Annotated in this window: 1 protein-coding gene; it reads left to right on the top strand. The window is 73.6% G+C overall.

Going from position 1 to position 15,840, the window contains the following annotated elements; genetic code table 11:
• Positions 1–250 precede the first annotated feature (250 nt).
• Positions 251–15,817 carry a type I polyketide synthase gene (locus ACZ59A_RS05485; RefSeq protein WP_470953810.1) on the top strand — a complete coding sequence of 5,189 codons (15,567 nt, stop codon included), beginning with the start codon at positions 251–253 and terminating at the stop codon, positions 15,815–15,817.
• Positions 15,818–15,840: the final 23 nt, after the last annotated feature.

Here is a 15,840-nt window from a genome sequence, read left to right as displayed (position 1 = left end):
CTATTGACGTCGTATCCGATGTCGGACAGGATTTTCCCCACCCTTGAATAGAGTTCTCCAATACCGGCTGCCCCCTATTGAATCCCTGAGTCACCAGGGGGTCGTAGGGGGCAGCTAGGGGTTGTCGAGAGGGTTAAGCCGCGCATAGGCTCACGTGGAGAAGTCGACTAATTGGTTGTTGGTTACCGGCTCCCCTGTTGAGGATCTGTGGAGCATTTCCGATGCCGTCTGCCGTAAATGGATTGCGTAAATGGCGAATGAAGAGACGCTGCGGGACTACCTCAAGCTGGTAACGGCGGATCTGCATCAGACTCGCCTCCGCCTGCAAGAGGCCGAGGCGAAGAACCACGACCCCATCGCCATCGTGGGGATCGGCTGCCGTTATCCCGGAGGCGTCCGGTCGCCCGAGGACCTGTGGCGCATCGTCAGCGAAGGCGTCGACGCGGTCAGCGACTTCCCGGTCGACCGCGGGTGGAATGTCGACAGGATGTACCACCCGGACCCGGACCACCCCGGCACCAGCTATGTGCACGAGGGTGGATTCGTCGACGGCATCGCCGATTTCGACCCGTCGCTCTTCGGCATCAGCCCCCGTGAAGCGCTCGGCATGGACCCCCAGCAGCGCATGCTGCTGGAAACCTCCTGGGAAGCCTTCGAACGGGCCGGTATCGACCCGCTTTCGGCGCGCGGCAAGCAGGTCGGCGTCTTCGTCGGCACCAGCAATCACGACTACCTCGGGGCGATCCTCAGCTCCGACGAAAACTTCGAGGGCTACTTCGGCACCGGCAATGCCGCGAGCATCGCCTCCGGCCGCCTCTCGTACACCTTCGGCTTCGAGGGCCCGGCGGTCACCGTCGACACCGCCTGCTCCTCGTCCCTGGTGGCGATCCACCTCGCCGTCCAGGCGCTGCGGCAGGGCGAATGCTCGCTCGCCCTGGCCGGTGGCGCGACCCTGATGTGCGCGCCCGGCGTCTTCGTCGACTACAGCAAGATGCGCGGACTGGCCCTCGACGGCCGCTCCAAGCCGTTCGCGCCCGAGGCCGACGGCTTCTGCCTCGGCGAGGGCGTCGGCATCCTGCTCGTGGAGCGGCTGTCGGACGCCCAGCGCAAGGGCCACCCGGTGCTCGCCGTGATCCGCGGCTCCGCCGTCAACCAGGACGGCGCGTCCAACGGCCTCACCTCCCCCAACGGCCCCTCCCAGCAGCGGGTCATCCTCCAGGCGCTCGCCAACGCCCGGCTCTCGCCCGACCAGGTCGACGCCGTCGAGGCCCACGGCACCGGCACCGCACTCGGCGACCCGATCGAGGCGCAGGCGCTGCTCGCCACGTACGGCCAGGACCGGCCCGCGGGCAAGCCGCTGCTGATCGGCTCCATCAAGTCCAACATCGGCCACGCCCAGGCGGGTGCCGGTGTCGGCGGCGTCATCAAGATGGTCATGGCCATGCGCCACGGAGCGCTGCCCAGGACCTTCCACCTCACCGAGCCCACCCCGCACGTCGACTGGACCGCCGGGGACGTCGAACTGCTCACCGCCACCCGCGAGTGGCCGCACGACCCCGAGGGCGCCGAGCCGCGCCGGGCGGGCATCTCGTCGTTCGGGATGAGCGGCACCAACGTGCACACCATCCTGGAGGAGCCCCCCACCCCCGCCACCGACCGGACGGACGCCGACCGCACGCACGTCGTGCCCGGTCGCGCCGAGCCGGACCCGGCCGGGACCACGCCGCCCCTCACCCCGGTCGCACTCTCCGGCAAGCACCGGGACGCGCTGCGCGCCCAGGCCGCCCAGCTCCACGCCCACCTGGCCGCGAACCCCGGCTACCGGCCCGCCGACATCGGCTACTCGCAGGCCGTCACCCGCGCCGCGCTCGACCGCCGCGCCGTGGTCGCCGCCGCCGACCGGGACGAACTCCTCGCGGGCCTCGAAGCGCTCGCCGAGGGCCGCCACCACCCCGAGGTCACCGAGGGCCTGGCTGTCGAGGGCAACATCGCGTTCCTCTTCACCGGCCAGGGCAGCCAGCGGCTCGGGATGGGCCGCGAACTGTACGAGAGCCACCCGGCGTTCGCCGAGGCGCTGGACGCGGTCTGCGCCCAGCTCGACCGCTTCCTCGACCGGCCGCTGAAGGACGTACTGTTCGGCGACGACGCCACCGCGCTCGACCGGACCGGCTACACCCAGCCCGCCCTGTTCGCCGTCGAGGTGGCGCTGTTCCGCCTCGTCGAGTCGTGGGGCCTGCTGCCCGACTTCCTCTGCGGCCACTCCATCGGCGAGATCGCCGCCGCCCACGTGGCCGGGGTGCTGTCCCTCACCCACGCGTCCGCCCTGGTGGCCGCGCGCAGCCAGCTGATGCAGCAACTCCCCGGCGGCGGCGCGATGATCGCTGTGCAGGCCACCGAGGACGAGGTGGCGCCGCTGCTCACCGAGCGGGTCAGCATCGCCGCGCTCAACGGCCCGACGTCGGTCGTCATCGCGGGCGACGAGGACGCGGCCCTGGAGATCGCTGCCGGTTTCGAGGCGCGGGGCCGCAAGACCAAGCGGCTCACCGTCAGCCACGCGTTCCACTCCCCGCACATGGACGCGATGCTGGACAACTTCCGCCAGGTCGCCCAGCGCCTCACGTACGAGGCCCCGCGGATACCCATCGTCTCCAACCTCACCGGCGACCTGGTCGGCGCCGACGACATCAGCACGCCCGAGTTCTGGGTCCGCCACGTCCGCGAGGCCGTCCGCTTCTCCGACGGCGTGCGCCGCCTGGAAGACCTCGGCGTGACCACCTTCGTGGAGCTGGGCCCCGACGGCGTGCTCTCCGCCATGGCCCAGGAGTGCGTCACCGAGGCGAAGAGCAGGACGTTCGCGTTCCTGCCCACCCTGCGCCCCGGCCGCCCCGAGACCCGCACGGTCCACCAGGCGCTCGCCCACGCCCACGTCCGCGGCATACCCGTCGACTGGACCACGTACTACGCGGACACCGGCGCCCGCCGCGTAGACCTGCCCACCTACGCCTTCCAGCGGCAGCGCTACTGGCCCGCCAACCCGTTCTCGTACGAGAGCGAGTCCGCCGCCGAGGCGGGCGCACCGGCCGTCGCCGACGCCCGGTTCTGGGAGGTCGTCCACAGCGAGGACCTGGCCGCCCTGGTCGACACCCTCGGGCTCGACGGCGACCAGCCGCTCAGCGAGGTGCTGCCCGCGCTGTCCGCGTGGCGCCACCGCAGCCACGTCGACACCACCGTCAACGGCTCGCGCTACCGCACCACCTGGAAGCCGCTGCCGCCGTTCCAGGCCACGCCGCTCACCGGCACCTGGCTCGTCGCCACCCCCGCCGGACACGACGGCCACCCCTGGGTCGAGGGGCCGCTGCGGACCCTGGCCGAACGCGGCGTACGCGTCCACCACCTCACCGTCGACGGCACGGCGGACGACCGCGCCACCGTCGCCGAACACCTCCGCGCCGCCCTGGGGCAGGACGAGACGGTACGCGTCGACGGCGTGCTGTCCCTCCTCGGCCTGGACGAGCGCCCGCACGCCCAGTACCCCTCGCTCAGCGCCGGACTCGCGGGCACCCTCGCCCTCGTCCAGGCCCTCGGCGACGCCGGTACGGACGCCCGCGTGTGGTCCGCCACCCGAGGCGCCGTCTCCGTCAGCCGCTCCGACCGGCTCACCAGCGCCGTTCAGGCCCAGATCTGGGGCCTCGGCCGCACCGTCGCCCTCGAACAGCCCGACCGCTGGGCCGGGTCGATCGACCTCCCCGAGACCGCCGACGACCGCTCCCTCGCCCGGCTCGCCGACCTCCTCGCCGGACCCGACGCGCTCCGCGACGAGGACCACCTCGCGATCCGCCCGCAGGGCGTCCACGCCCGCAGGCTCGCCCGCGCACCGCACCACGAGACCACCGGCGACGGCTGGACCACCCACGGCACCGCACTGATCACCGGCGGCACCGGCGCCCTCGGCGCACACGTCGCCCGCTGGCTGGTCGCCCACGGCACCGACCATGTGCTGCTCGCCGGGCGCCGAGGCCCCGACGCCCCCGGCGCGGCCGAACTGGCCAACGAACTCACCGCCCAGGGCGCCGAGGTGACCCTCGCCGCCTGCGACGTCGCCGACCGGAACGCCCTCGCCGCGCTCCTCGCGACCGTACCGGCGGAACACCCGCTGACCACCGTCGTCCACGCCGCCGGTGTGCTCGACGACGGCGTACTCGACGCCCAGACCCCGCAGCGCATGGCCGACGTGCTGCGCGCCAAGGCCGACGCGGCACACCACCTGGACGAGCTGACCCGCGGACACGACGTGTCCGCCTTCGTGCTGTTCTCCTCCATGGCCGCCACCTTCGGCGCCGCCGGTCAGGCCAACTACGTGGCCGCCAACGCCTACCTCGACGCGCTCGCCGAACAGCGCCGCGCCGAGGGCCTGCCCGCCACCTCCGTCGCGTGGGGCGCCTGGGCCGAGGGCGGCATGGCCGACGACGAACTCGTCGCCGAACGCCTCCGGCAGGCAGGGCTCCCCGCCCTCGCCCCCGAAGCCGCGACCACCGCCCTGGGCGCCGCGCTCGACCTGGGCGAGACCTTCTCCCTCGTCGTGGACATCGACTGGGACCGCTTCGCGCCCGGCCTCACCGCCAACCGCCCCAACCCGCTGATCGCCGACCTCCCCGACGCCCGGCGTGCCCTCGACGCGGCCCGCGCCGCCGTCGCGGCCACCCCCGGCGCCATGCCCGGAGACGCGTCGTCGCTGGCCCGGCAGCTGGCCGGTGCCGCCACCGACGACGAACGCGACCAACTCGCCGTGGACTTCGTACGCACCCAGGTGGCCGTCGTCCTCGGCTACCCCGGGCCGGACTCGGTGGAACCCAGCCGCGCCTTCCGGGACCTCGGATTCGACTCGCTCACCGCCGTCGAGATCCGCAACCTGCTCGGCACGCTCACCGGGCTGCGGCTGCCCGCCACCATCATCTTCGACTACCCGACCCCGTTCGCCCTCGCCGACCACCTCCAAGCCGAACTCATCGGCTCGCACCCGGCCGTCACCGGAGCGTCGTCCGTGGGCGTGGCCGTGGACGACGACCCGATCGCGATCGTCGGCATGAGCTGCCGCTTCCCCGGCGGTGTCCGCACCCCCGAGGAGCTGTGGCGGCTTCTGGCGTCCGGACAGGACGCGGTGACGGACTTCCCGGCCGACCGCGGCTGGGACGTCGAGTCGCTGTACGACCCGGAGTCCGACGCCGAGAACACCAGCTATGTGCGCGAGGGCGGATTCCTCGCGGACGCCGCCGAGTTCGACCCGGTCTTCTTCGGGATCTCGCCGCGTGAGGCGCTGGCGATGGACCCGCAGCAGCGGTTGCTGCTGGAGACCTCGTGGGAGGCGTTCGAGCGCGCGGGCATCGACCCGACGACGCTGCGCGGCCAGCAGGTCGGCGTGTTCGCCGGTACGAACGGCCAGGACTACCTGCCCGTGATCCTCTCCGCCCCCGATGGGTCGGAAGGCTTCCTGGGCACGGGCAACGCGGCCAGTGTGATGTCGGGCCGGGTGTCGTACGCGCTGGGTCTTGAGGGTCCGGCGGTGACGGTGGACACGGCGTGTTCGTCGTCGCTGGTGGCGCTGCACTGGGCGATTCAGGCGTTGCGGGCGGGGGAGTGCTCCCTTGCTCTGGCCGGTGGTGTGACGGTGATGTCGACGCCGGGTTCGTTCGTGGACTTCAGCCGTCAGCGTGGGCTGGCCGCCGATGGGCGTATCAAGGCGTTCGCGGCGGGTGCGGATGGCACCGGGTGGGGCGAGGGTGTCGGCATGCTGCTCGTGGAGCGGCTGTCGGACGCCCGGCGCAACGGCCACGAGGTGCTGGCCGTGGTGCGCGGCTCTGCGATCAACCAGGACGGTGCGTCGAACGGTCTGACGGCGCCGAACGGGCCGTCGCAGCAGCGGGTGATCCGGCAGGCGCTGGCCGGTGCCGGTCTGTCCGCCGCCGAGGTGGACGCGGTCGAGGCGCACGGTACGGGCACCCGGCTGGGCGACCCGATCGAGGCGCAGGCACTCCTCGCCACGTACGGCCAGGAGCGGGACGCGGACCAGCCGCTGTGGCTGGGCTCCATCAAGTCCAACTTCGGCCACACGCAGGCCGCCGCCGGTGTCGCGGGCGTGATGAAGATGGTGCTGGCGCTACGGCATGGCGTGCTGCCCCAGACCCTCAACGTGGACGAGCCGACGCCCGAGGTCGACTGGTCGGCGGGCGCGGTCGCGCTGCTGACCGAGGCGCGGGAGTGGCCGGAGACCGGCCGCCCGCGCCGGGCCGCCGTGTCCTCGTTCGGCATCAGCGGTACCAACGCGCACACCATCATCGAGCAGGCCCCGGCGATCGAAGCCGAGGAAGCCACGACGGCCGCGCGGGCCCATGGCCCCGCCGCCTGGGTGCTGTCGGCCAAGACCCCCGAAGCGCTGCGCGACCAGGCCACACAGCTGCGCGCCCACCTCGACTCCCGCCCAGAGCTGGACGGCCGCGACGTGGCGTTCACGCTCGCCACGCGTCGTACGGCGTTCGAGGAGCGGGCCGCCCTGGTCGCCGACGACCGCGCCGGGCTGCTGACCGCCCTCGACGCGCTCGCCGAGGGCACCACCGCACCGGGCCTGGTCGAGGGCTCGGCGGCGGGCGGCAAGGTGGCGTTCCTGTTCACGGGGCAGGGGAGCCAGCGGCTGGGCATGGGGCGTGAGCTGTACGACGCGTACCCGGTGTTCGCGGACGCGCTGGACGAGGTGTGCGCCCATTTGGACGCGCATCTGGAGCAGCCGTTGCGCGATGTCCTCTTCGGTGAGGACGCCGCCGCGCTGGACCGGACCGGCTTCACCCAGCCCGCGTTGTTCGCGGTGGAGGTGGCGCTGTTCCGGCTGGTCGAGGCGTGGGGTCTGAAGGCGGACTTCCTGTCCGGTCACTCCATCGGTGAGCTGGCCGCCGCGCATGTGGCGGGTGTGCTCTCGCTGGCGGATGCGTGCACTCTCGTGGCGGCTCGTGGCCGTCTGATGCAGGAGCTTCCGGCCGGTGGCGCGATGATCGCGGTGCAGGCGTCGGAGGACGAGGTGGCGCCGCTGCTCACCGACCGCGTGAGCATCGCCGCCCTCAACGGGCCGTCGTCGGTGGTCATCGCGGGTGACGAGGACGATGCGGCGCAGATCGCGGCGTTCTTCGAGGCGCAGGGTCGCAAGACCAAGCGGCTCACCGTCAGCCACGCGTTCCACTCGCCGCGCATGGACGGGATGCTGGACGCGTTCCGCGAGGTGGCCGAGGAGCTTTCGTACGAGGCCCCGCGCATCCCGATCGTCTCCAACCTCACCGGACAGGTCGCCAACGCCGACGAGATCACGACTCCCGACTTCTGGGTGCGCCACGTCCGCGAGGCGGTGCGCTTCCTCGACGGTGTGCGCACCCTCGAAGCGCAGGGTGTCACCACCTTCATCGAGCTGGGCCCGGACGGTGTGCTCACCGCCATGGCGCAGGAGTGCGTGACCGGCGAGGACGCGGCCTTCGTCGCCGCCCTCCGCAAGGACCGCCCCGAGGCCGAGGCGCTGACGAACGCCGTCGCGCGGGCGCACGTCCGTGGCGTGGCGGTGGACTGGGACGCGTTCTACGCCGGTACGGGCGCCGCGCAGGTCGAGTTGCCCACGTACGCCTTCCAGCGGCAGCGCTACTGGCCGAAGGTGTCGTCGCTGTTCCTCGGCGATGTGGCCGCGGTGGGTCTGGGCGAGGCCGGGCATCCGCTGCTCGGCGCGAGCGCCGAACTGCCGGACTCGGACGGGATGCTGTTCACCGGCCGTCTGGCGCTGTCCACCCACCCCTGGCTCGCGGGCCACACCATCCTGGACAGCGTGCTGCTGCCCGGCACCGCGTTCGTGGAGCTGGCGATCCGCGCCGGTGACCAGGTCGGCTGTGACTACCTCGAAGAGCTGACCCTCGAAGCGCCGCTGGTCCTGCCCGAGCAGGGCGGCGTACAGCTGCGGCTTTCGGTGGGCGCGACCGACGAGCTGGGCCGCCGTCCGCTGGCGCTGCACTCGCGCGTGGAGAGCCTGCCCGCCGAGGAGCCGTGGACCCGGCACGCGACCGGTGTCCTGGCGTCGGGCGGTCGCCCGGAGGCGAAGTTCGAGCTGGGCGCCTGGCCGCCCGCCGACGCCACCGAGATCGACCTCGACGGCCGCTACGAGGGCCTGCTGGACATCGGCTTCGCGTACGGCCCGGAGTTCCGTGGCCTGCGCAGGGCGTGGCAGCGCGACGGCGAGGTGTTCGCCGAGGTGGCGCTCCCCGAGGACGTCGCCGAGGACGCCGCCGTGTTCGGGCTGCACCCGGCGCTGCTGGACTCCGCCCTGCACGCCATCGGGCTGGAGGGTCTGGGCAACACGGGCGGCGAGGGGCGGCTGCCGTTCGCGTGGACCGGGGTGTCGCTGTACGCGAGCGGCGCGTCCGCGCTGCGCGTCCACCTGGTGCCCGCGGGCAACGACGGGGTGCGGCTGGAGATCGCCGACACCACCGGCGCGCCGGTCGGGGCCGTGGAGACGCTCGGGCTGCGCCCGGTGTCGGCCGAGCAGCTGCGGAGCGCGCGTACGGCCTACCACGACTCGCTGTTCCGTCTGGAGTGGACGGCGGCCGGGCCGGTGGCCATGACGGACACCCTGGCCGATGGCCGCTGGGCCGTGCTGGGCGCGGACACGCAGGGGCTCGGTGGCACGGCGTACGCGGACCTCGCGGCGCTGTCCGAGGCGGTCGACTCGGGCACGGCCGTGTCGCCCGAGTACGTGGTCGTGTCGCCGTCCACGGATGGTGGTGACGTGGCCGCGGGCGCGCACCGGGCCGCCGCCGAGGCGCTTGCCGTCGTCCAGCAGTGGCTGGGCGAGGAGCGGTTCGGGGACGCGCCGCTGGTGGTCCTGACCCGTGGCGCGGTGGCCGCCGAGGCCGGTGAGCCGGTGGCGGACCCGGCCGGTGCGGCCGTATGGGGTCTGCTGCGCTCGGCGCAGTCGGAGAACCCGGGACGTTTCGTCCTGGTGGATGTGGACGGCCGGGACGAGTCGGCGCAGGCGCTGCCCGCCGCCGTGGCATCGGGCGAGCCGCAGCTCGCGCTCCGCGCGGGTGTGGTGTCGACGCCACGGCTGTCGCGGGTGGCCGTGGAGCCGGAGGCGGACGGGGCCCGTGGCCTGGACCCCGAGGGCACGGTGCTGGTGACCGGTGCGTCCGGTTCGCTGGGCGGGCTGGTGGCGCGCCACCTGGTGGCGGAGCGTGGCGTACGGCGCCTGCTGCTGGTGAGCCGCCGTGGCGACCAGGCGCCGGGTGCGGCAGAACTGGGCGCGGAACTGGCCGAGTCGGGTGCCCGGATCGCCTGGGCGGCGTGCGATGTGGCCGACCGGGACGCGCTCGCCGCGACCCTCGCCACCATCCCCGCCGAGCATCCGCTGACCGCCGTGGTGCACACGGCCGGTGTGCTGGACGACGGGGTGATCGGTTCGCTGACGCCCGAGCGCGTCGACCATGTCATGCGCCCGAAGGTCGACGCGGCGTGGAATCTGCACCAGCTGACGGCGGACCTCGACCTCGCGGCCTTCGTCCTGTTCTCGTCCTCCTCCGGCGTGTTCGGCGGCCCTGGGCAGGGCAACTACGCCGCCTCCAACGCCTTCCTCGACGCGCTGGCGCAAGCCCGCGCTGCCCAGGGCCTGTCCGCCACCGCGCTGGCCTGGGGCCTGTGGGCCGGGGCCGGTATGGGCACCACGCTGGACGAGGCCGACATCAACCGCATGCGGCGGGCCGGACTTCCGCCGCTGCCGGTGGCGGACGGCCTCGCGCTGCTCGACACCGCGCTGACCCTCAACGCGGCGTCGCTGGTGCCCATGCGGGTGGACCTCGCGGCGCTGCGCAACCAGCCCGCGATCTCGCCCCTCTTCCGCGGCCTGGTGCGCATCCCGGCGCGGCGCGCGGTGGACGCGGTCGCGGCCGGTGGCGATGCCGGGCTGGCCGGTCGGCTGGCCGGGCTGAACGTGGCGGAGCAGGAGCGGCTGCTGCTGGACCTGGTGCGGGCGCAGGTGGCGACCGTGCTGGGCTACGCGGGCGCGGACACCATTGGTTCCGGGCGGGCGTTCAAGGATCTGGGCTTCGACTCGCTGACCGCCGTCGAGCTGCGTAATCAGCTCAACTCGGTGACCGGGCTGCGGCTGCCCGCCACCCTCATCTTCGACTACCCGGACCCGCAGGTCCTGGCCCGCTACCTGCGGACCGAGCTGGTGGGCGACGAGGCGGCCGAGGTGCACACGCCGGTGCCGGTCACCGCCGTCGCCACCGACGACGACCCGATCGTCATCGTGGCGATGAGCTGCCGCTACCCGGGCGGGGTCACCACGCCCGAGGAGCTGTGGCAGATGCTCGCGGCGGGCGAGGACGGCATCACGCGCTTCCCGGACAACCGCGGCTGGGACCTCGATGCCCTGTACGACCCGGACCCGGAGACCCCGGGCACCTCGTACGCCCGAGACGGCGGATTCCTGCACGACGCCGCCGAGTTCGACCCCGCCTTCTTCGGGATCTCCCCGCGTGAGGCGCTGGCCATGGACCCGCAGCAGCGGCTGCTGCTGGAGACCACCTGGGAGGCGTTCGAGCGCGCGGGCATCGACCCGTCGTCCGTACGCGGCAGCAGGACCGGTGTGTTCGCGGGCGTCATGTACCACGACTACGGGTCCCGGCTGCACGCCGTGCCGGACGGGGTCGAGGGCTACCTCGGCACCGGCAGCTCCAGCAGCGTGGTGTCCGGCCGCGTCGCGTACACCTTCGGCCTCGAAGGCCCGGCCGTCACGGTCGACACGGCCTGCTCGTCGTCGCTGGTGGCGCTGCACCTGGCCGCGCAGGCGCTGCGCAACGGCGAATGCTCCCTCGCGCTGGCCGGTGGTGTCACGGTGATGTTCACCCCGGGCACGTTCATCGACTTCAGCCGCCAGCGCGGGCTGGCCAGGGACGGCCGTTGCAAGTCGTTCGCGGGCGCCGCCGACGGCACCGGCTGGGGCGAGGGCGCGGGCATGCTGCTGCTGGAGCGGCTGTCGGACGCCCGCAAGAACGGCCACGAGGTGCTGGCGGTCGTACGCGGCTCCGCCGTCAACCAGGACGGCGCGTCCAACGGTCTGACCGCGCCGAACGGCCCGTCGCAGCAGCGTGTCATCCGGCAGGCCCTCGCCAACGCCCGCCTGGCCACCGGCGAGGTCGACGTGGTCGAGGCGCACGGCACGGGGACGACGCTGGGCGACCCGATCGAGGCGCAGGCGCTGCTCGCCACCTACGGCCGGGAGCGGGACGCGGAGCGGCCGCTGTGGCTGGGCTCCGTCAAGTCCAACCTGGGCCACACCCAGGCCGCCTCCGGCGTTGCCGGTGTCATCAAGATGGTGCTGTCGATGCGCCACGGTGTGCTGCCGCAGACCCTGCATGTGGACGAGCCGTCGCCGCACGTCGACTGGTCGGCGGGCGCGGTCTCGCTGCTCACCGAACAGCGGACGTGGCCGGAGACCGGCCGCCCGCGCCGCGCCGCCGTGTCCTCCTTCGGCATCAGCGGCACCAACGCGCACGCCATCATCGAGCAGCCGCCCGCCTTCGAGGCGGTCGCGGCCCCGGCGGACACCACGGCCCTGCCGTACGTCCCCGTGCTGCTGTCGGCGCGCGGCGAGGACGCCCTGCGTGCGCAGGCGCGGCGGCTGCGCTCCCGGATCGCCGCCGGGACCGCCGCCGGGACCGCCACCGGGACCGCTGACCTGACCGATCTGGGCTTTTCCCTCGCGACCACCCGCGCCGCGCTCGAACACCGCGTCGCCCTGGTCGCCGACGGCCGCGACGAGGTGCTGGGCGCGCTGGACGCGCTGGCGCGCGGCGAGCACCCGGCGGCAGAGCTGCGCGGGGTCGCCGCCGAGGGCGGCAAGGTGGCGTTCCTCTTCACGGGGCAGGGCAGCCAGCGGCTCGGGATGGGCCGCGAGCTGTTCGCGACGTTCCCGGCGTTCGCGGAGGCGCTGGACGCGGTGTGCGACGCGCTGGACCCGCACCTCGAACGCCCGCTGAAGACCGTCCTGTTCGGGGACGATGCCTCGGCGCTGGACCGGACCGGCTTCACCCAGCCCGCGCTGTTCGCGGTGGAGGTGGCGCTGTTCCGGCTGGTCGAGGCGTGGGGCCTGCGGCCCGACTACCTCTCCGGCCACTCGATCGGTGAGCTGGCCGCCGCCCATGTGGCTGGTGTGCTCTCGCTCGCGGACGCGGCGAAGCTGGTTGCGGCTCGTGGGCGTCTGATGCAGGAGCTTCCGGCCGGTGGCGCGATGGTCGCGGTGCAGGCGTCGGAGGATGAGGTGGCGCCGCTGCTCACCGAGCGTGTGAGCATCGCCGCTGTGAATGGCCCGTCGTCCGTGGTCATCGCGGGTGACGAGGATGCGGCTCTGGAGATCGCTTCCGGCTTCGAGGCGCAGGGCCGTAAGACCAAGCGGCTCACGGTCAGCCACGCCTTCCACTCGCCGCGCATGGACGCCATGCTCGCGGACTTCCGCAAGGTCGCGGAGGGCCTGACGTTCAACGCCCCGACGATCCCGCTGGTCTCCTGCCTCACCGGCACTGTGACCACGGCCGACGAGATCTGCATGCCGGACTTCTGGGTCCGCCATGTCCGCGAGTCCGTGCGCTTCCTCGACGGTGTGCGCACCCTGCGCGACAACGGTGTGACCACCTTCGTGGAACTCGGCCCCGACGGGGTGCTCGCCGCGATGGGCGAGAACTGCCTGGCCGAGATCGAGGAGGACGCGGAAGAGGCCGTGTTCGTCCCCGCCCTGCGCAACGGCCGTCCCGAGGCCCAGGCGCTGGCCGCCGCCCTCGCGCAGCTCCATGTACGCGGCGTGGCGCTGGACTGGGCGGCCGTCTACGCCGGGCGCGGCGCCCGCCGCGTCGAGCTGCCGACGTACCCCTTCCAGCGTCAGCGCTACTGGCTCGACGTGGGCATCTCCGCCGAGGACGTGGCCTCCGCGGGCCTCGGCACGGCGGGCCACCCGCTGCTGGGCGCGGCGGTGGAACTCCCCGACACCGGCGGCTTCGTGTTCACCGGGCGGCTGTCGCTGCTGACCCACCCCTGGCTGGCCGACCACGCCGTGATGGACACCGTCCTGCTGCCCGGCACCGCCTTCGTGGAGCTGGCCCTGCGGGCCGGTGAGGAGGCGGGCTGCGACACGGTCGAGGAGCTGACGCTGCAGGCGCCGCTGGTCGTGCCCGAACAGGGCGCCGTCCAGCTGCGGCTGGAGCTGGCGGCGGGCGACGAGTCCGGGCGGCGCCAGCTGACCCTGCACTCCCGCCGGGAGGACGTCCCCGCCGACGAGCCGTGGATCCGGCACGCCACCGGGTTCCTCACCCCGTCGGCCGGACCCGCCGAGGAGCGGGCCGATCTCGCCGTCTGGCCGCCCGCCGACGCGACCGCCCTCGAAACCGAGGCGTTCTACGAGCACGCGGCCGCCGCCGGGCTCGGCTACGGCCCGGTCTTCCAGGGCCTGCACAGCGCCTGGCAGCGCGGCGACGAGCTGTTCGCCGACATCCGGCTGCCGCGCGGCCACGAGCCCGAGGCCGCCACGTACGGGGTGCATCCGGCCCTGCTGGACGCCGCCCTGCACACCCTCGGCCTCGCCACGCCGGACGGCGCGACCCCCGAAGGCGCGCGGCTGCCGTTCGCCTGGACCGGCGTACGGCTGTACGCCGGGGGCGCCGCGTCGCTGCGCGTACGGCTGCGCCCGGCCGCCGAAGGCGTGGCGCTGGACCTCGCGGACGGCACCGGGGCCGCCATCGGCAGCATCGACGGGCTGGTGCTGCGCCCGCTGTCGACCGACCAGCTGAACGCCTCGCGCGCCGCGTACCACGAGTCGCTGTTCCGCCCGGAGTGGACGGCCGTGCCGACCTCCGCCCACGCCACCGGCATCCCGCTCGGCGAACGCTGGGTGACCCTCGGCGCCGACGCCGCCTTCACGGCGGCGGGCGAGCGGCTGGAGGACTACCCGCACCTGGCGGCGCTCGCCGAGAGCGACGGCACCGCCCCCGACGTGGTGCTCGTGCCCCTCACCGGTGGCGGTGAGCCGCTGCCCGACACGGCCAGGACTGCCACCCGGGACGCGCTGGACCTCGTCCAGAAGTGGCTGGCCGACCAGCGGTTCGCCGACACCCGCCTGGTGTTCGTGACCCGTGGCGCGGTCGCGGCACGCCCCGGCGAGGACATCGCCGACCTGGCCCGCACCACCGTCTGGGGCCTGGTCAAGTCCGCCCAGTCGGAGAACCCGGGCCGGTTCGTGCTCGTCGACGTCGACGGCACCGACGCCTCCCAGCGGGCGCTGCCGACGGTGCTCGCCACCGACGAACCGCAGCTCGCGCTGCGCTCCGGCACCGCACACGCCTACCGGCTCGCCCGGGTCCCGGCCACGCCGGACACCCCGGCGGCGGCCGGGTTCGGCGACCCGAACGGCACCGTGCTGCTCAGCGGCGCGAGCGGCGCCCTGGGCGGCCTGTTCGCCCGCCACCTGGTCGCCGAGCGCGGCGTACGGCGGCTGCTGCTGCTCAGCAGGCGCGGCGGCGACGCCCCCGGCGCGGCCGAACTCGCCACCGAACTGGGCGCGTTGGGCGCCACGGTGACCTGGGCGGCCTGCGACACCGCCGACCGGGACGCCCTGGCCGCAGTCCTCTCCGCGATCCCCGCCGCGCATCCGCTGACCGCAGTGGTGCACACCGCGGGCGTGCTGGACGACGGCGTGATCAGCTCGCTGACCGGTGAGCGGATCGACGCGGTGCTGCGCCCCAAGGTGGACGCCGCGTGGAATCTCCACGAGCTGACCCGCGGGCTGGACCTGTCCGCGTTCGTGCTCTTCTCCTCGGCCGCCGGAGCCTTCGGCAGCGCGGGGCAGGGCAACTACGCCGCGGCGAACACCTTCCTGGACGCGCTCGCCCAGCATCGCCACGCCCAGGGCCTGCCCGCGAGTTCGCTGGCCTGGGGCCTGTGGGCGGCGGCCGACGGCATGGCGGGCAGCCTGGACACCACCGACGTCAGCCGCATCTCGCGCGGCGGCTACGAGGCGCTGCCGCAGGACGCGGGCCTGGCCCTGTTCGACGTGACGGACACCCTGTCCGAGGCCGCGCTCGTACCCATCAGCATCGACACGGGCGCCCTGCGCGGCCAGGCCGCCGCCGGGCTGCTGCCGCCGCTGCTGCGCGGCCTGGTCCGTACCCCCGTACGGCGCTCCGCCGACACCGGAGCCACCGGTGCCGGGACCCCGGCCGACTCCGGCGCGGGTTCGCTGACCGAACGGCTCGCGGGCCTCTCGGACACCGAACGCGACCGGGAACTGCTGGAGGTCGTACGGACCCATGTGGCGGCCGTCCTCGGACACGCCACCCCCGACGACGTCGACGCCGGGCGCGGCTTCCTCGACCTGGGCTTCGACTCGCTCACCGCCGTGGATCTGCGCAACCGACTGGGCGCCGCCGCCGGACTGCGGCTGCCGGTCACGCTGATCTTCGACTACCCGACGCCCACCGCCCTCGCCGGGTATCTGCGCGAGGAACTCGGCCTGGACGCCACGGCCGCACACCAGCCCGTGCACGCGGAACTCGACAAGCTGGAAGCGATCCTCGCCACGATCGCCCCCGACGACGCCGAGAGCCCCGGGATCACCACCCGCCTGCGCGACCTCCTTTCGAAGTGGAATGAAACGCACAGTGCCACGGGCAGCACCGCAGAAGACCGTGAAATCCAGTCCGCGACAGCAGACGAGATCTTCGATCTCCTCGACGACGAGCTCGGGCTCTCCTGACCGGCTCCACAAGAGCTCATCGA

The sequence above is a fragment of the Streptomyces sp. NPDC040405 genome (genome assembly GCF_055595765.1).
Note: the sequence above shows the minus strand (reverse complement) of the source record. Positions and strands in the feature narration are given on the sequence as shown.

What these genes read in the sequence shown, in the direction of transcription:
- ACZ59A_RS05485 (WP_470953810.1), top strand. Translation starts at nt 251, where the DNA reads ATGGCGAATGAAGAGACGCTGCGGGACTACCTCAAGCTGGTAACGGCG.